Below are 15,893 nucleotides of genomic sequence, written 5' to 3' on the forward strand. Positions count from 1 at the left end.
GCCCTATCATATTTATTTCGCAATTCTTACGAAACTCTTAAGTTCACGAAAGTCGACCCAGTTTGACGGTAAACACCGTAGATTTGAAGGGTTTGCTCCTTACGGTAATGTCTCCATACATTTCCTCCACTAGCCTTTTCGTAATCGTAAGCCCGAGTCCGCTGCCCTGGAACGATTGGTTTCTGGAATCCTCCAGCGTATACATCCGTTCAAAAATAAGCCTCTGATCGCGTTCGCCGATTCCTTTTCCCCGATCCCACACATCCACGTAGACGTGATCGTCATCGCAGCGCAAGGTTACGCCGATCTTGTCCCCATCCCCGCCGTAGCGGATTGCATTCGAGAGAAGATTGTCCAATACCCGGCTGAGAGCTTCCTCGTTCCCTTTGGCATAGACCGGTGTATCAGGAATATCTATTACTGCCTCGAGCTTGCGGGATTGCAGCAAATCGTAGAACATAAGGATGCTACTGCGACATATCTCGTTCATTTCCACCCGGGTCAACGGAATGTCCCGATCCCCCGACTCCAGCTTGGCCAAGTCAAAGAATCGATTGATCAGTTCTACAATTTCCACCGCTTTGGAATGAACCTTGGAAAGAAGGCGCTTCTGTTCCTCAGGCTCCATATCAGGCTGATGTGCAATCATCTCAATATAACCAAGCACCACGGTAAGGGGTGTCTTTAAATCGTGTGAGATGTTCGCCAGCATTTTGCGCATCGCAAGCTCTGTCCGGGTAAACTCCACTTCATACTGCCGTTTCAATTCAAGCAGCCGATTGACTGTATTCAACAGTGTGTGCACACCGGGATCCTGGGTGACGAGTAGCACTTGCTCTTGCGAGGAGGACGCCATGACGGCCTCCAGCTTATCGGTAATATACTGTATATTTCGCGCAGTATTTCTCCGTGATATGTACTGAACGATGTTTAATATGGTAAGAAGCACGATGACGCCCAGCAGAAAGAGGGTCAATCCCATGCTAGAATTCCCCCAACCTGTATCCGATACCCCATAGCGTTTTTATATATTGAGGTGCCGAGGGTTCGTCTTCGATTTTCTCACGCAATCGGCTCATATGGACGTTAATAACATTTTCATCTCCGTAGTAATCATCGTTCCAGACAGAGCTGAATATTTGCTGTTTCGTAAATACCTTTTTCGGATTGTTCAAAAAAAGCTGTAAAATTTGCAGCTCCTTCGCAGTCAGCTTGACCTCTACTCCGTTCTTGCTCACGGTCAGATTATCCATATCCATGGACAGCTCGTGTACGTTGATCACACGGGACTGCTGCGGCAGCTTATCGACATAATGTGTGGCTCGCCGAATCGCCGCTTTCACTCTCGCAGACAGCTCGATCATAGAGAACGGCTTCGCGATATAGTCATCCGCACCGAACCCCAGCCCGATTGCCTTGTCCGCTTCCCCGCCCTTCGCAGATAAAATCAGGATTGGAACATGGCTTTTCTCCCTTACGATTCGGAGGAAGTCCATCCCGTTAAGCTTAGGCAGCATCAGATCCAGCAGGATTAAATCGAACGTCTGATGGCTGAACATCTGCAACGCCTCCTCCCCGTCATGGGCATGAAACAGTAGAAATCCCTCACCGGATAAGTAACTCACGACCATTTCTCCAATGGAAAGATCGTCTTCAACAAGTAGTATGGTACCGTTCATACAGCATTTGCCTCCTATGTATATAAAAGAACTTCCTCTATTACTTTAATCCTAAAACAGCGACCAGTAAATGGATTGAGTCGCGCCCCCGAATTTCTTGAATTATTCCTTAACGGATGAAATTCGGGGACATGAGCATTTGCTTCCGATGCATCTTTCCGTTGGAAAGCTTTAAGCGAATGCTTAATTCATAACTTTACACTATCCAAAAACAGAATCATTTTATAAGCGTTTCTATTCTCTCCACCTGCAAATATAAGAATAATAAGGGGAATATGGATATTAGAAATGTGCCGAATTGGATATTATCCTTGGACAATGAAGACATGGAATTCATTAAAAATTTTGTACTCAAATCAGGTTCATTGAAAGAAATTGCAAAAGTATATGAAGTGTCATATCCAACAGTAAGGCTAAAGCTCGATAGATTAATCCAGAAAATAAAAATCAATGACGCTATAGATAACGAGGAATTCATCAAATTTATCAAAAATCTCTCGATTGATGATCGCATAAGCGTAGAGGACGCAAAACTGATCATTGAAAAATACAAACAAGAAAGGAAAGAACCATAATGGATGATATATATAGACTTTTAATTATTGTCGGGATATTAGCAGTCCAATACTTTTTCTCAACTCGGAACAACGTTTTTTGGGGAGCGATTATACCAGCATCCTATATTGTGTTTTTAACATGGATGTTTGTTACGGATCGTATCGAAAGTACTGTAGGGTTTATCCTTTATCTACTATTAGGGTTACTTTTCCTTATTGCAGAATGGAGTGCAGGAAGAAAAACCCTTAACCAGAAAAGAAAAAAAGAATTGGATAAGATAAAAACGCATGATATGAAGTAGTATAATTTTAAAGAATAATAACAAAAAGACTATCTCTTGGAATTAGATGATCTTTCCTTCTATGTAAATGGTATTACTTAAAATGATCTTCTAGACTAGTTAAAGATAATGAATGATGAAACTCTTTGTTAACTAACCTGCCCGTTAGCGTGGAAAAGGCAGCCGATAATATTGGCTGCCTTTTCCTAATGGTTATTGCGGTATAGCTTCCCTTTAGTTCAAACACCGTTGTCTTTAAATTTTTCGGGATTTTTAACAAAACTCTCTTTAATATAGCCGCATTCAGAGCAAAATACATATTATGTTCAGATGGTACCATACAACTCTTAATTTTATATGTACCGACTGCGATCCTTAATTGCTTTTCTCGCTTCTATTTTCTCCTTATTTGTCTTCTTTTGGCATTGGCAATGGTACTTTCCAATTCAGGTCATAGCTCTTTTTTGCCAATTCTGAAGTAAGACTGAGCTTTTGAGGGAGTTCTTTCATTTCATAACTTTGCAATTTTATTCGGACATGGTTTCTGCCTTGTTCATCCTTTCCTATCATTTTAAAATCTCCACCTGTTACATTGTATATTTTGCCCTTTTCATCCTTTATAGTCCAACCAAAACGATTAATAATTTTATCTGTGTCATCATCCAATAAAATCGTATCTGCTAGATTAATATATGATATATCCTTTAAATAAGCCTCTAGTAAAATAGTAGCGTGCTTCTCATTCTTTGGAGATGCTTCATTTAATGGTTCGTCAAAAGTTACTGACATGATCTCAATCGTTTTGCCATCCTTATCTACTCTTACAGGTTTTTCGGCAAGCTGTTTTGGCTCAAATGATACGCCTAGCTCATACGGTTCTGTTTTTTCTAAAGAATCCAATACTAGTATATATTGATGATCAGGAGACAGTGGAGCAAATCCATACTTCCGATTAGAATGACCGTATTCTCCCACGGCCTTGCGTGGAGTATCAAGCGCCCTAGTTAAATCTTTTACTTTCTCTCCTTTTTCATTTTCAACATGAAAATTCAGTTTATAATCATCATAGCGAACATAAGGATCAACTGAATCTACTTTTCCTTTCACTTGTTTGCTTTCCTGTACTAATCTTTTCTTTGCCTCTTCCGTCCATTTCGTTTCATAATCCACACGAGCAGCAGTCGGTGAATGCATAATGCTGTTTAGATTGATTTGCAGTCCCTGTGGTGTGGTATACGTCTTATCGATTGGTAGCACCTTTGAAGCCTTAGTTGTTTTTTCTAAATCAAAAGGAATCTTTAAGGCCCAATTTCCTTTAACAGAGTCGATCTGATTCCCCTCGAACTGTAATAAAAGCTTCTGTTCTTCTGTTTCCCCGGTTTTTTTTAGAGTGAGATATCCGTAATTTTCTTGGATTTCTACCCCATACGTTTTAGTTTCTTTAATTACATTCCCTTTCAAATCTGTTACCTCTACGTTACTTATGTGAAGCTTATCCGGATGAATAAAGTTCTTTTGCTGATCCTTGATCGAATAAACGGCCACAATTCTCATCGAATCAGCCAATATCTCCTCTATTTCAAGAGTATAGCCCCGATCAGTAACAGAGGCATTTACCTTCTGTGAAAAACCCTCCTGTGCTGCATATTGCAGTTCTTTATCAGAACCATCAAATAGCGATTTAACATAGGCCGCAAAGGTAGGACTCACCGATATCGTTAAAAGCAAAGCGCAGCTAATTAAGACAGGAAGTACCAAAGTGCCTAGTAAACGCGACCTTTTTCTTTTATAGGCTACCACTTGGTCAGGCATCACAAAATTAGGCTGATCCAATTCTCCAGCTACCTTTTTTAGAGTTTGTGTAATCTGTTTGTCAAGATTAGTCATGCATGTTCACTCCCATCTCGGTAAATACCTGTGTTTCTTTCTTAACTTGTATTTTTTCAGCAATTAACTTTCTGGCCTTATGTAGCCTTGATTTTACCGTTCCCTCAAATACACCAAGGATTTTTGCAATTTCAGCTATACTAAACTCCTCATAATAGTAAAGAATAACTGCAGAGCGATATTTCGGCGTCATCATCTGAATCGCTCGCCAAATCTGTTGCTCTTTCTCCTTTTGAAGAATACTCTCCAATGGGTTTTGCCCAGGGTCAATAGAGTCCATATATTCCTCCGTTTTTTTCTTTCTACGCACCATATTAAGTGCACGATGTGTCACAATTTTTATAAACCAAGCTCGAAACGATGTCCCTTTTCGTTTATCATATCGATAAAGTGATTGATACGCTTCCCATAGTGCTTCTTGAACGGCATCCTGAGCTAGACGGTAATCATGGACGATCAAAAAAGCGACTCGAAATGCACTAGTTAAGTGAGGTTGAACAAGTGTTTCAAAATCAACTGGACCTCCTTCCTTGGGTATTGGAAAATGATGATTTTCTTTCACTTAAAAGACCTCCTCGTTTTTCCTTTCACTTCTTATTCACCAGTTCTCGTATTTTGGTTCATAAAAAGAGAAAAAAACTTTTCCCTCACTTGGGTGAACTGCTACTTGCGAGGTTATCAATAAATTTTCTCATTTAATCACATATACTTTGCGAGTGGTGTCAGCTTCGCTGGTACTACCCCGATTAAGAAAAAGAAGATGGCATATATTTTCCTTTTCGGGGCACTTGTCGGCATTTTATCTATAGACACATCGGCAAATTCGGTTTTGAATCGCTATTACTCTTGAAGAGAAGGAATATTCCAGAAATTCGGGGGCAGGAGCGATTGTAGAAACGATACGTACTCATAGCGTCCTATAGCAGAAAAAGGATGCCCCAGTTCAACAACCCCTGAGACACCCTTTTCAATATTCAAAAAGATTACGTATAATTTCCTACTCTTACACCTTCTCCACCGGACAGATGCACACCGAGTGTGGGACCTCCAATGTATATTCGGTCGATTCCAGCTTGCCTGTATCCTTATCGATTTTATAACTTGCGATTAAGCCGTTGTCTTGGTTAGCGGACACGAGGAAGCCGCCTGGCAGAATGTTAAAGTGACGCGGGCTCTTTCCTCCAGAGGAGATCCAATTCACCGCACGCAGCATACCGGTATCTGTATCAATCTCATACTGGACTATACTGTCATGGCCCCGGTTAGAGGCATACAGAAAGCGGCCGCATGGCGAAACCAGAACATGAGCGCCCGTATTATCCATAACTACATCCTCCGGCAGGGTAGAAATATGCCGCAGCATCTTCAGATCTCCGAATGTCGCATCATAAGCGTAAACGGTAACGGTACTATTCAGCTCATTTACGCCATATACCCATTGTCCTGACGGATGAAAAGCAATATGGCGAGGACCGGACCCAGGCGGCAGACTGATCTCCCGGTGGGTCACAAGCTTCCCATCATCGAGCCGGTACAAGTTGACGTTATCCATCCCCAGATCACTAACCACCACATATTTATGATGAGGATCCTCGAATATGGAGTGCGGATGTGCCTCGGACTGTCGGTCATCCCTCAGTCCTCGTCCGCTGTGGCGGATAACGGAGGTGATATCCCCGACGGCCCCATCTTCTTCCAGCGCGAACACCGTAATCCGCCCGTCACTGTAGCCGGTCGTAAACAAATATTTCCCATCCCTCGAACGGGATACATGACAGGTTCCCGAGGAATCTGTTGGTTTGCGGCTGAGTACGCTCAGCTTGTGCGTTTCTGGATCAGCGCTGTATGCCACGACCTCGCTAGCTTCTTTTTCACTGACTGCATACAGCACACGGTGAAGCTCGTCAAAGTCCAAATAGGTTGCATTTTCAATCCCCGATGTTCCGTCCAGCAGCTGCATCTCTCCGCTCTCCCGGTTAAGGGCAGCCAAATAAATACCATTGTCTTGGTCAGAACCATAGGTTCCTATGTAAAAATAAACGTCCTGCTCCATCATCACGTCGTCCCACACTCCTTTAATTTCTGAAAGAAACTGCTGTGATCGCTTCCGTTATAATGTATTCCCCAACGCCGGCTGACCTTTATCCCTCCTTCCTCAAATTCACGAAAAGATTACTTTCGCTATACGCCTATTATATATCCAATATTTGCAAAAATCGAAAAGTATTGTAGCAGATAAAAATTCATTTCTGGCTGCACAACATCGGGCTTCCGGTCATGATGATCGGCCAGATAACGTGCTGCATCACTTCCTCTACAGCCTGACCTCTACAACAGCTTAACCTAACCCGCCGAACTCCTGGGTAGACAGGTTCTCACGTATAAGCGATAATAATTCTCATAAATATATATCTCATTATTCTATCAGGTGGTGATCAAGATGGAACAGACACAGGAACTGTCCACCCGGGATACCATTCTCCATATGTTAAAGACTCAGGGGCCTCTCAGCACCAAGTCGATAGCTTCTACCCTACTCGTCACCGAGATGGCTGTCCGCCGGCATCTGGGTAGTCTTGAAAAGGATGGCGTCATTGAGACCGAGCTGGTTCGCCAGGCCATGGGTCGCCCGCTTGCCCTGTACCGTCTCTCACCGCATGCAGAGTCGCTCTTTCCGAACAAATACTCCACGCTTACGCTGGATCTGCTCGATGAGCTGACCGAGGAAGCCGGCGAGGAAATGGTCACACGGCTCTTTGAACGCCGGCGCAACAAGCTGCGGCAGCGCTACGAATCGGGAGTTTCCGGCAAAGAGCTGGCTGATCGGGTTCGCACCCTGACCGACATTCAAAATGACAACGGGTATATGGCTGAATGTGAGCAAACCGATGATGGCAAATATGTTATTAAAGAGCATAACTGTCCGATCTCTCAAATTGCCAACCGGTATAATCAGGCCTGCAGCTGTGAGCTGGAGTTATTTTCATCTCTGCTTCAAGCGAAGGTGGAGCGGACGGAATGCCTCGCAAACGGAGGCTGTCGGTGTGTCTATGTGATAACAGAATAGTAGAACAGAGCTTATACTGTGGTTTTCAAAAAGGAGCTGCCCTCACCGGTTAGGCGGGGGCAGCTCCTTCTTGTATTGGCAGTCTCTATAACATTAGAGGTTAAGATTATATGGAATAGGTACCTCGATGGCTTTCTCGATAACACCCGGATAGCTGGTTAATGTAAAGGTCAGCGGCTGCGGATACTTCTTCGGTATAAGATACAAATACTCCGTTGTTTTGGTCCATCCTGTCTCGGAATTTGAGCTGCTTGTCGATCGGACTCCTCTCGATGAATCATCCAACTTATGTTTGTTCCCTTTCCCGTCAATGAACTCTTCATCAAACGAAACACTGCCATAATTCATCTTCTCTTCTTCCTCATACTCTAGTGTAAGAGTATGACCTTCCTTCTTTTTTGTATATTGGCCAAATTTTATCTTATTGTCTGGTGAACTCAATACAGCCCTCTTCTCCATATCCACCACAATACTCATCTTGGCAGGGTCCACCGCATACAGACCCCCCGCTTTCAAAGTAATCGAGTCGGGCTGATCTAACACATTGCTGTCGAAGAAATAAGTCACTTCTCCATCCTCATCCGGTCCCCAGCCTAGAGAGTTCGTAAGTCGCGTGCTTTTCCCGTCTTTGACCGATTCCAAGTAGTCTTCCCACAGACCGGACACCTTCATCGTATTGCCTGCTTCAATGTTTCCTTTCAGGGCAATGCCCGCTGGAGAAAACACAGCCTCCCTCATCGTCATCTTCTGTCCCTGAATCTCGATCACCTCATTCAGCGGAATGGTTCGAATATACTTCCGGTAAATATCCAAATCTAGAGTTAGGTCTATACTCAACAGCTCTTCATCCTCTGTTGGGATACGGACACGGGCATTGGCCGAATCCTTCGCAACACGGAACTGGACGGATAATTGGTCTGGTATAGAATGGGTGTCCTCAAAAATAAAATTGCTTTCCAAATCATGAACACCCGGCTCCAATTCATTATTCCCCCCGTAATGGACACCTACTGGAAGCTCGCTGCCCATAAGATCTACGGGTTTTATCTCTCTTATAATCGCCATGCGGTCCGAGCGGTTTTCCAGCGTGAACAGCAACCTAAGCTGCTGTGAACCGACCAATACACCGTCTACAGTTATGGTGTAGTCCCCCTTCGTTACAGACTTGCCCACTGGCTGAATCAGCCCGTGTTTATTAGCCGTATTCAGTGTAATGTCCTCCCCGAATTCGCGCCCCTTCAGTGGAGCATAAGGTCCGGAAGCCATCTGCTCGACCTGCTGCTTCGAGCCGCCCCATATCAGCAGAATTACTAAAGCCAAAGCTCCTGCCAGGAGGGTCATCCTTCTGTACCGTACATGGGATCGCTTGGAGTGTCTTCCTTTACGAATCCCTTCCTGTACAACGGCTTCCAATGCGTCATCCGATATATCCGCCGCACTGGCTTCCGCGTCTTGAAAATAACTCTTAAGCATGCGCTCTTCTTTCTCATACATGGATTGCCGCACCTCCCGGCTTCATTTTTTGCCTCAGCAGCTTTAGTCCCTGGTGCAGTCTTGTCTTCACAGTCCCCTCAGGACAATCCAGCACCTTGGCGATTTCCGTTACCGTCATGTCCTGATAATATTTCAGAATCAAAACATGACGATATTTAGGCTTCATCCGATTCAGTGCGCGTTCCAGATCAAGCTTGCTATCGTTGATCATTTCCCCCGTGCTTGTAACACTTATCTCTTCGTATGGGACAACACGCTTCCTTCGTTTTTGCTCATCCACACAGCAGTTAATTAATATCCGGATCAGCCAGGACACAAACACCTCAGGGTTTCTGAGACGCTTACATTTGCTCCATGCCCGGCAGACGGTCTCCTGAACCGCCTCAAGCGCATCGTTCTCATTGTGCAAGTAGCTGTAAGCAATACCGTACAGCCGTCTCCTCTGCCCCGTAATCAGGGCATGAAATGCTGTTTCATCCCCTCTGCAAGCCGCTGCAGCCAGCTCTCTTTCTTCCATGACGAGGCTCCTTCCCCCGAATTCTAGCCCTCTTTATTGTTAGTTCTTTATAATTAGACTGACCTCTGAGGTAAAACGTTTTATTTTTTCATCACAAATAAATAATACAATTTCTGAGCAAACACAAAAAAACTGTCCCTAAGGACAGTGAGCTCTAATGATATGACAGTCAACGACTTCGTTTTCTTTTGTTGCGGAATACATGATGATAAAAAATATAGCCAAGACCGCATACTAACAAAATGAGAGCTGCAAACCAGATAATGGGGAGCAAGTAGGGAGTATGCTTCCCCGCTATGTACAATAAGTATGCTGAGATCGTATACATGATTAAAAGTATTATAATACGCTTGTACAGATCCATTAGCACAGCCTCACTTTCTTCTGTGTCATCGGCCAAATATCTACAATTTCTTCCGTATTCATAACATTATGGTAACGCAGAATGCTGAAAAATGCACTCAAAAATTGGAAGAAATATTAATTTTTTATGTTTGATCAATTTATATACTACTAAGAAAGAAAAAAATAGAAATAACCCCCTTGCTTTAACTAATAGTATTAGTTATTATATAAATAACATTAGTTAAACGGAGAGTGAATTCGAATGAAAAAAACGATTAAAGGTAAAGTAACACAATTATCTTTTATGCCGCGGCTGTTTCCTGTAAATATATACCTAGTGGAGGAAAATGATGGATTCACCTTGATTGATACCGGTATGTCATTTTGTCAAAAAGGGATTTTAGAGGCTGCCGCCTCAGCGGGCAAACCCATCAAGCGGATCTTGCTTACCCATGCCCATGGCGACCATATCGGTTCCCTGGACGGTTTAAAACAGACACTCCCCCAAGCGGAAGTGCTCATCTCCCGTCGGGATGCCGTACTGCTGACAGGCAACACAGAGTTAGAACCAGGCGAGCCGCAGACGCCGATTCGAGGCGGAATACCGAAAGGCATTACAACCACACCCGACCGGCTGCTTGAAGATGGTGATATGGTTGGCTCTCTGCAAGCTATATCCACTCCTGGTCATACTCCCGGGCATATGTCTTTTATCGATAAGCGCAGCGGATTCCTCATTGCAGGAGACGCGTGGCAGACCCGCGCGGGACTCGCTGTATCCGGAGATAAACGTTGGTTATTTCCATTTCCGGCCATGGCTACCTGGCATAAAGAGACTGCTTTAAAAAGTGCCAAAAAACTCGCAGCACTTCAGCCCACCCTACTCGGCTGCGGCCATGGTTCTCTACTGACGGATCCTTTTGCCTTTATGAATCGGGCAATTCAACAAGCGGAACATGCGTTTAGCAAGTAGACGTCATGAAGAATAATATGCTATTACACTGAATTCTTTCCTTCATCGTTCTGTGCTATAATTAATGGGCATGGAAAGTGTGACATTTTTGATGGAAAGAGGTATTCAATTGTGGTTGATCTGAATTCCCCAATTCTTAAAATAGGCTCCACGATCGGAATGCTGGTCATGGCGCTCGCAGTTATCTTTATTCGGATGAAAGCAAGCAATCGTCCTGTTACGATTAAAAAGATTATTATTCCGCCGCTAGGCATGACAACAGGATTCGTAATGTTTGTCGAGCCACAAGTTCGAATCCCGATTCTGTGGGGGATTCTAGCGTTTCTTGTCGGATGGTTTATCTTCTCATACCCACTCATCCGCGGAACGAAATTCGAGAAAGTGGACGGTCAAATCTTCATTCAAAGATCCCGTAGCTTTGTATACATTCTGCTCGGACTGCTCACTGTACGCCTGCTTCTCCACGGATATATTGAAGAGCACATCTCCATTCCGCAGACAGCTGCACTGTTCTTTCTGCTTGCCTACGGCATGATTACCCATTGGCGTATTTCTATGTACCGCCAATATCATCAGATTACCCGTCCTGAACCGATGGTGTAATCACAACCGATTCATTGAAATATCAAGTAGAACAAGACTGTCCGGGTCTGTATCCGGACAGCCTTTTTTTATTCCACATGATTGTTAATCTGTCCTTCAGCAATCCACCGTACCAGCTCTGGCATATCTTTCGGATATAGCCCTTTATCAAGGCCGTATTGGTCAACAGAACGCTTTACGAACACGGACCTTGATCGGGTCCTCATTACAATATATCAATCCAAATCTTAATAGCCGTTGCCAATATCAGAACAGCCAAAATAATCTGCAGAACTTTGGTATTAACCTTCTTACCGGTAGAAGCGCCAAGCGGGGAAGCGATCAAGCTGGCAATAACCATAATAAGAGCGGGGAAATATTCAACCTGTCCGGTCGTAACCTTCCCGATCGTGGAACCGATCGAAGAAATAAATGTGATAGCCAGCGAGGAGGCGATAGTCATTCGGGTAGGAATTTTTAATACAACAAGCATGATTGGCACCAACAGGAACGCACCAGCCGCACCCACAATGCCGGCACCGATACCTACGATCAAGGCCAGTACAGCGGCAAGCCATTTGTTGAATTTCACCTGATCCAGAGGAATATCGTCAACGCCTTTTTTCGGGATGAACATCATCACAGCGGCGATCAGCGCCAAAATTCCGTAAATGATGTTGATGCCACTTTCACTCATCGACTTGGAACCAAATCCGCCGACAAAACTGCCGATCAGAATCGCAGCACCCATGTATATAATGAGCGTTCGGTTCAAGTATCCGCCTTTACGGTAAGCCCACACACCGCCGATCGTTGCGAACAGCACCTGTACAGCACTGATTCCGGATACCTCGTGAGCGGTAAATGCAGCCAATCCAAACAACGGTGGAATATACAGAAGCATCGGATATTTGATGATGGAACCGCCGATGCCTACCATGCCTGAAATGTAAGAGCCAATAAATCCGATTAAGAAAATGGTTATTATATATGCAAAACTCATATCCATATCATTTATCCTCCTTCTTCAATAGCACGTCATCTATTGATGTCTTTAAAAAAGGGAACCGAATCGGTTCCCTTTTTTTCTAACGCACCGCACAACGGTTCGGTCCAATTTCCATTTCACGCTGCTTATCTTCATCCGGATTGATTTTACCCATGTTGGTTTGACGGATTTCCTGATAAGCGTTCGGCTGCGGCGGAAGGTTTTTCGTCACCATCGTTCTGAACTCTTCTTCATCCGCAATGTTCAAGCCATGATTCGATGCATACAACTCACCCAGCTTTTTCGCCACGGTTCCATCATCGTTCAGTTCTTCCATAATCATAAAGTGAGCCGGCAGTACGATGAGTTCATCTGATAGCTCTTTATAACGGGCATACAGCGTTTCGCGTAGATCGCCGACCCAGTCGTCCGCAAGTCCCGCAAGATCCGGTCGTCCGATGGAATCAATGAACAAAATGTCGCCTGTAAGCAGATACTGACCGTCGATCACAAACGATGTGGATCCGATCGTGTGTCCAGGGGAGTAGTGCGCCTCGATGTTGATCTTGGTGCTTCCGATCACGATTTCATCACCGTCCTCCAGCGGCTGGTATTGAAATACAACCTCTCCGGCATCTTTTGGAGGGAGCCAGTACGTGGCGTTGGTCTTCTCAGCGATGATCCGTCCTCCGGAAATATGGTCTGCATGAAGGTGAGTATCAAACACATGTTTGATCTCCGCATTTACACTCTTGGCAAAATCGATATAAACGTCCGTCATGCGGGTCGCATCGAATAACGCGGCTTCGCCGTTCGAGATCGCCATATAGGACAAGCACCCTTTACCGATCCGGACGAACTGGTACAGCTCGCCGCCGTCTTTCAGATTCCCGACTTTCACAGGCATAAGATGCTCACTCCATGCCTTCATTCCACCTTTTAAATACCCGACCGTTCGGCCGTGCTCTGCCAGCATCTCTGCAACCATGACAGAGGAGCCTTCCTTCGCACATACAACGATTACTTCCTTATCTGTCGGAATCTGATCCAGAATATCCTCCACACCATCGAGCAGATCAAAATAAGGAATGTTCAAATATTCGATATTCTCGCCTTCGATTTTCCAATCTTCAAAGTCACTTTTATTTCGAACATCCAGTATGAAAAAGTTATCTTTGCGAATTGCCTTCTCAGCTACTTCTTTTGCGTGCATTTCGATGACTGACATCATGTATTGCCTCCTCTATCCTTGGTTGTTTGGTTATTTAATCGTTGATGCTCGTCGTTATTCCAGTCCATGCGCTCATGCCAGGCACTACATTGATCACCCGATCAAATCCATTAGCTGCTAGCTTCTGTGCAGCCATGTCACTACGGGTTCCGGTACGGCATACGACATAGATCTCATCCTGTTTGTTCAGCTCTCCAAGGCGGTTATCCAAATCTCCCAAAGGAATGGAGATCGCATTTGGAATGTGTCTGAATGCATATTCCGCAGATTCTCTCACGTCCAGAACAATGACCGGCTCACCTGCCTGAAGTTTCTGCTTCAGCTGTGTATTATCCGCCACATGAGGATATGAGCGTTCAGCCGTTTCCTCACCGGAAGACTTACGCAAGTAGTGTTTCAGCACATCCCCTTCCTCAATGGTGCCGAGGTATTGATGACCGGTACTTTCCGCCCAAGCTTCCATATCTGCCTTGGATCCTTTATCCGTCGCCTCTACCTCCAGCACTTGACCTCCTTCAAGATCTTTCATCGCTTTCTTTGTTCGTACGATCGGCATAGGGCATGCCAAACCTTTTGCATCTAACATCACGTTGGAATCAATAGATTTCATGTATGAATACCTCCTGCAATCTCATATACCACCCGGGGTATATTATCGTTCGAAAAAAATGGTGCTTTAACGCACCGTTAATAAATCGATACCCGTCACATACAAAGTTTTAGCATCTTATCTCATTCTGTTCCCCAGCGCTATTCGGTCTTTCCTTCCCATGCCAGCATCCCGCCGGTCATGTTGATTACGTTATAACCTTGACTTTGAAGATACTCGGTTGCACGGCCGCTTCTGCCGCCGGAAAGGCATACTATAATATATTCTTTAGATTTATCCAGATCTTGCTTGCGGAATTCTACCAATCCAAGCGGAATATTAATCGCCCCCGGAATTTTACCTTCTTCCACTTCTTCGGTTTCGCGTACATCGATAATGTTCAGGCTTTTGCCTTCGTTTAACAACTTCTCTACCTCGGCAGGTGTTATCTCCTTCATTAAAAAGGCCTCCAATAATTAAATTATGTTTATGACCAGGCGCTCATGCCACCCTTAACATTGGTTACTTTTCCAAAACCGGATTTCTTCAAAAGTTTACTCGCTTTATTACTTCGCATTCCGCTTTGACAGATGACAACAACCTCACGGTCCTGCGAGAGCTCTCCGCTCTTCTGGGCAAGCTGCTGCAAAGGAAGGTTCTTGAACCCTTTAATATGATTACCGTTGAATTCCCCCGGTGTTCGGACATCAATAAACTGCTTGTTCTTGTCCTTTAATTCGTTTTTTAATTCTGCTGTTGTAATCTGCCGGATTCCCTTTGCAGGCAGCATACGCTGGATCAGAAATAGGACAATAAGCGCGATGATAACGATATTTAAATATTCCATCTTTGAAATCCCTCTCTCTATATGACGGGAGACTACTCCCCGAGAAATTAGATAAACAAGTTCACATTACCATCTTGGGCATCTGACAGATAAGCGGCAACACCCGCATACTCAATATTCTCAAGCAGTTCTTCCTTTTGCAGTCCAAGCAGATCCATTGTCATTGTGCAGGCTACCAACTTCACATCCTGCTCCTGTGCCAGCTCAATCAGCTGTGGAAGTGGAACAGCGTTATGTTTCTTGATAACATCTTTAATCATCTTAGGACCCATGCCGGCAAAATTCATCTTGGAAAGACCCATCTTATCGGCTCCCCTCGGCATCATCTTCCCGAACATTTTTTCCATGAATCCTTTTTTCACCGGCACCATCACATCTTCGTCTTTACGAAGTGCATTCAGTCCCCAGAAGGTATGGAAAATCGTCACCTCATGATCGTAAGCCGCCGCACCGTTGGCGATAATGTACGCAGCCATTGCTTTATCATACTCACCGCTAAACAGCACAATGGTTGTTCTTTTCTGATCTGTCACGTTATTGATTCCCCCTATTCAAGTTCCTGATTACCCCATGGGGTATATAAAATCCAAAAAAATTTAGCCTTTCTTGATCCAGAACTTCAGAACGCCATCCTCTTCCTTATGATCCATCAGTTCGTTCCCGCTTGATTTAGCCCATGCAGTCAAATCGTTCTTCGCGCCTTGATCCGTGCTGTGAATCTCAAGCACCTGTCCCACTTCTAGTTCGTTCATCGCTTTCTTGGTCTTGACGATTGGCATCGGACAAGCTAATCCCTTAGCGTCCAGTACTTTATGTGCATTCATTACAAATTCCTCCTTTTAAGGTTAAAAATCAT

20 protein-coding genes are annotated in these 15,893 nt (G+C 44.4%); 5 read left to right on the forward strand and 15 right to left on the reverse strand.

Going from position 1 to position 15,893, the window contains the following annotated elements; translation table 11 throughout:
* Positions 1-43: 43 nt before the first annotated feature.
* Positions 44-976 (reverse strand): sensor histidine kinase, encoded by a 933-nt coding sequence (locus AC2TF5_RS25105; RefSeq protein ID WP_491302994.1) that lies wholly within the window; start codon positions 974-976, stop codon positions 44-46.
* A 7-nt stretch (positions 977-983) separates the two neighbouring features.
* The gene (locus AC2TF5_RS25110) at positions 984-1,679 is read right to left on the reverse strand and encodes a response regulator transcription factor (protein WP_491299808.1); all 696 of its coding nucleotides are present in this window, start codon (positions 1,677-1,679) and stop codon (positions 984-986) included.
* A 275-nt stretch (positions 1,680-1,954) separates the two neighbouring features.
* On the opposite strand from AC2TF5_RS25110, the gene AC2TF5_RS25115 reads away from it, so the two are divergent.
* Both AC2TF5_RS25115 and AC2TF5_RS25120 read left to right on the forward strand, forming a co-directional pair.
* Positions 1,955-2,254: a DUF2089 family protein gene (locus tag AC2TF5_RS25115; protein ID WP_241931865.1), complete on the forward strand. Its 300-nt coding sequence runs from the start codon at positions 1,955-1,957 to the stop codon at positions 2,252-2,254.
* Entirely contained in the window at positions 2,254-2,538 is a 285-nt protein-coding gene (locus AC2TF5_RS25120) for a hypothetical protein (RefSeq protein ID WP_491299809.1), read from the forward strand. The genes AC2TF5_RS25115 and AC2TF5_RS25120 overlap by 1 nt, the downstream gene beginning before the upstream one ends.
* Positions 2,539-2,922: 384 nt before the next feature.
* Here the strand turns inward: AC2TF5_RS25120 and AC2TF5_RS25125 are convergent, their stop codons facing one another.
* The 3 genes from AC2TF5_RS25125 to AC2TF5_RS25135 form a co-directional block, all read right to left on the reverse strand.
* Complete coding sequence (locus tag AC2TF5_RS25125; RefSeq protein WP_491299810.1) at positions 2,923-4,404, reverse strand: DUF4179 domain-containing protein; 1,482 nt, start codon at positions 4,402-4,404, stop codon at positions 2,923-2,925.
* Complete coding sequence (locus tag AC2TF5_RS25130) at positions 4,397-4,966, reverse strand: RNA polymerase sigma factor (protein ID WP_491299811.1); 570 nt, start codon at positions 4,964-4,966, stop codon at positions 4,397-4,399. Before AC2TF5_RS25130 ends, AC2TF5_RS25125 begins: the two co-directional genes overlap by 8 nt.
* Before the next feature lie 441 nt (positions 4,967-5,407).
* A complete protein-coding gene (locus AC2TF5_RS25135) occupies positions 5,408-6,460 on the reverse strand; it encodes a lactonase family protein (protein WP_491302995.1) in 1,053 nt (350 codons plus the stop codon).
* Positions 6,461-6,844: 384 nt separating this feature from the next.
* Between AC2TF5_RS25135 and AC2TF5_RS25140 the strand changes: the two genes are divergently transcribed.
* A complete protein-coding gene (locus tag AC2TF5_RS25140; protein WP_491299812.1) occupies positions 6,845-7,471 on the forward strand; it encodes a helix-turn-helix transcriptional regulator in 627 nt (208 codons plus the stop codon).
* A gap of 93 nt (positions 7,472-7,564) precedes the next feature.
* On the opposite strand, the gene AC2TF5_RS25145 is transcribed toward AC2TF5_RS25140, so the two are convergent.
* Positions 7,565-8,965 carry a DUF4179 domain-containing protein gene (locus AC2TF5_RS25145; RefSeq protein WP_491299813.1) on the reverse strand — a complete coding sequence of 467 codons (1,401 nt, stop codon included), beginning with the start codon at positions 8,963-8,965 and terminating at the stop codon, positions 7,565-7,567.
* On the reverse strand, positions 8,958-9,482 hold the full coding sequence (locus AC2TF5_RS25150; protein ID WP_491299814.1) for a sigma-70 family RNA polymerase sigma factor: 525 nt from the start codon (positions 9,480-9,482) through the stop codon (positions 8,958-8,960). Before AC2TF5_RS25150 ends, AC2TF5_RS25145 begins: the two co-directional genes overlap by 8 nt.
* A gap of 607 nt (positions 9,483-10,089) precedes the next feature.
* Here AC2TF5_RS25150 and AC2TF5_RS25155 point away from each other — a divergent pair.
* Both AC2TF5_RS25155 and AC2TF5_RS25160 read left to right on the forward strand, forming a co-directional pair.
* The gene (locus AC2TF5_RS25155) at positions 10,090-10,800 is read left to right on the forward strand and encodes an MBL fold metallo-hydrolase (protein ID WP_491299815.1); all 711 of its coding nucleotides are present in this window, start codon (positions 10,090-10,092) and stop codon (positions 10,798-10,800) included.
* Between the two features lie 111 nt (positions 10,801-10,911).
* Positions 10,912-11,403 carry a cytochrome c biogenesis protein CcdC gene (locus AC2TF5_RS25160; protein WP_491299816.1) on the forward strand — a complete coding sequence of 164 codons (492 nt, stop codon included), beginning with the start codon at positions 10,912-10,914 and terminating at the stop codon, positions 11,401-11,403.
* 68 nt (positions 11,404-11,471) lie between these two features.
* Here the strand turns inward: AC2TF5_RS25160 and AC2TF5_RS25165 are convergent, their stop codons facing one another.
* The 8 genes from AC2TF5_RS25165 to AC2TF5_RS25200 all read right to left on the reverse strand — a co-directional run bounded on the left by AC2TF5_RS25165 (position 11,472) and on the right by AC2TF5_RS25200 (position 15,861).
* Positions 11,472-11,609, reverse strand: a complete 138-nt coding sequence (locus tag AC2TF5_RS25165; protein ID WP_491299817.1) for a hypothetical protein — start codon at positions 11,607-11,609, stop codon at positions 11,472-11,474.
* Positions 11,609-12,385 carry a sulfite exporter TauE/SafE family protein gene (locus AC2TF5_RS25170; RefSeq protein ID WP_491302996.1) on the reverse strand — a complete coding sequence of 259 codons (777 nt, stop codon included), beginning with the start codon at positions 12,383-12,385 and terminating at the stop codon, positions 11,609-11,611. The genes AC2TF5_RS25165 and AC2TF5_RS25170 overlap by 1 nt, the downstream gene beginning before the upstream one ends.
* An 85-nt stretch (positions 12,386-12,470) precedes the next feature.
* Entirely contained in the window at positions 12,471-13,598 is a 1,128-nt protein-coding gene (locus tag AC2TF5_RS25175; protein WP_491302997.1) for an MBL fold metallo-hydrolase, read from the reverse strand.
* A 37-nt stretch (positions 13,599-13,635) separates the two neighbouring features.
* A complete protein-coding gene (locus tag AC2TF5_RS25180; protein ID WP_491299818.1) occupies positions 13,636-14,211 on the reverse strand; it encodes a sulfurtransferase TusA family protein in 576 nt (191 codons plus the stop codon).
* 140 nt (positions 14,212-14,351) lie between these two features.
* Entirely contained in the window at positions 14,352-14,648 is a 297-nt protein-coding gene (locus AC2TF5_RS25185; RefSeq protein WP_491299819.1) for a rhodanese-like domain-containing protein, read from the reverse strand.
* 29 nt (positions 14,649-14,677) lie between these two features.
* Positions 14,678-15,037: a rhodanese-like domain-containing protein gene (locus AC2TF5_RS25190; protein WP_491299820.1), complete on the reverse strand. Its 360-nt coding sequence runs from the start codon at positions 15,035-15,037 to the stop codon at positions 14,678-14,680.
* A 47-nt stretch (positions 15,038-15,084) separates the two neighbouring features.
* The gene (locus AC2TF5_RS25195; RefSeq protein WP_491299821.1) at positions 15,085-15,570 is read right to left on the reverse strand and encodes a DsrE/DsrF/DrsH-like family protein; all 486 of its coding nucleotides are present in this window, start codon (positions 15,568-15,570) and stop codon (positions 15,085-15,087) included.
* A 63-nt stretch (positions 15,571-15,633) separates the two neighbouring features.
* Positions 15,634-15,861, reverse strand: coding sequence for a sulfurtransferase TusA family protein (locus AC2TF5_RS25200; protein ID WP_491299822.1), 228 nt, complete (start codon positions 15,859-15,861; stop codon positions 15,634-15,636).
* Between the last annotated feature and the right edge of the window lie 32 nt (positions 15,862-15,893).

The sequence above is a fragment of the Paenibacillus sp. JNUCC 34 genome (assembly GCF_058269055.1).

Bases quoted from the DNA above. Each gene is read 5' to 3' on its own strand.
- AC2TF5_RS25110 (WP_491299808.1), bottom strand. From the start codon at position 1,679: ATGAACGGTACCATACTACTTGTTGAAGACGATCTTTCCATTGGAGAA.
- AC2TF5_RS25140 (WP_491299812.1), top strand. From the start codon at position 6,845: ATGGAACAGACACAGGAACTGTCCACCCGGGATACCATTCTCCATATG.
- AC2TF5_RS25115 (WP_241931865.1), top strand. From the start codon at position 1,955: ATGGATATTAGAAATGTGCCGAATTGGATATTATCCTTGGACAATGAA.
- AC2TF5_RS25200 (WP_491299822.1), bottom strand. From the start codon at position 15,861: ATGAATGCACATAAAGTACTGGACGCTAAGGGATTAGCTTGTCCGATG.
- AC2TF5_RS25175 (WP_491302997.1), bottom strand. From the start codon at position 13,598: ATGTCAGTCATCGAAATGCACGCAAAAGAAGTAGCTGAGAAGGCAATT.
- AC2TF5_RS25120 (WP_491299809.1), top strand. From the start codon at position 2,254: ATGGATGATATATATAGACTTTTAATTATTGTCGGGATATTAGCAGTC.
- AC2TF5_RS25185 (WP_491299819.1), bottom strand. From the start codon at position 14,648: ATGAAGGAGATAACACCTGCCGAGGTAGAGAAGTTGTTAAACGAAGGC.
- AC2TF5_RS25145 (WP_491299813.1), bottom strand. From the start codon at position 8,965: ATGTATGAGAAAGAAGAGCGCATGCTTAAGAGTTATTTTCAAGACGCG.
- AC2TF5_RS25170 (WP_491302996.1), bottom strand. From the start codon at position 12,385: ATGAGTTTTGCATATATAATAACCATTTTCTTAATCGGATTTATTGGC.
- AC2TF5_RS25180 (WP_491299818.1), bottom strand. From the start codon at position 14,211: ATGAAATCTATTGATTCCAACGTGATGTTAGATGCAAAAGGTTTGGCA.
- AC2TF5_RS25155 (WP_491299815.1), top strand. From the start codon at position 10,090: ATGAAAAAAACGATTAAAGGTAAAGTAACACAATTATCTTTTATGCCG.
- AC2TF5_RS25125 (WP_491299810.1), bottom strand. From the start codon at position 4,404: ATGACTAATCTTGACAAACAGATTACACAAACTCTAAAAAAGGTAGCT.
- AC2TF5_RS25165 (WP_491299817.1), bottom strand. From the start codon at position 11,609: ATGAGGACCCGATCAAGGTCCGTGTTCGTAAAGCGTTCTGTTGACCAA.
- AC2TF5_RS25150 (WP_491299814.1), bottom strand. From the start codon at position 9,482: ATGGAAGAAAGAGAGCTGGCTGCAGCGGCTTGCAGAGGGGATGAAACA.
- AC2TF5_RS25190 (WP_491299820.1), bottom strand. From the start codon at position 15,037: ATGGAATATTTAAATATCGTTATCATCGCGCTTATTGTCCTATTTCTG.
- AC2TF5_RS25135 (WP_491302995.1), bottom strand. From the start codon at position 6,460: ATGATGGAGCAGGACGTTTATTTTTACATAGGAACCTATGGTTCTGAC.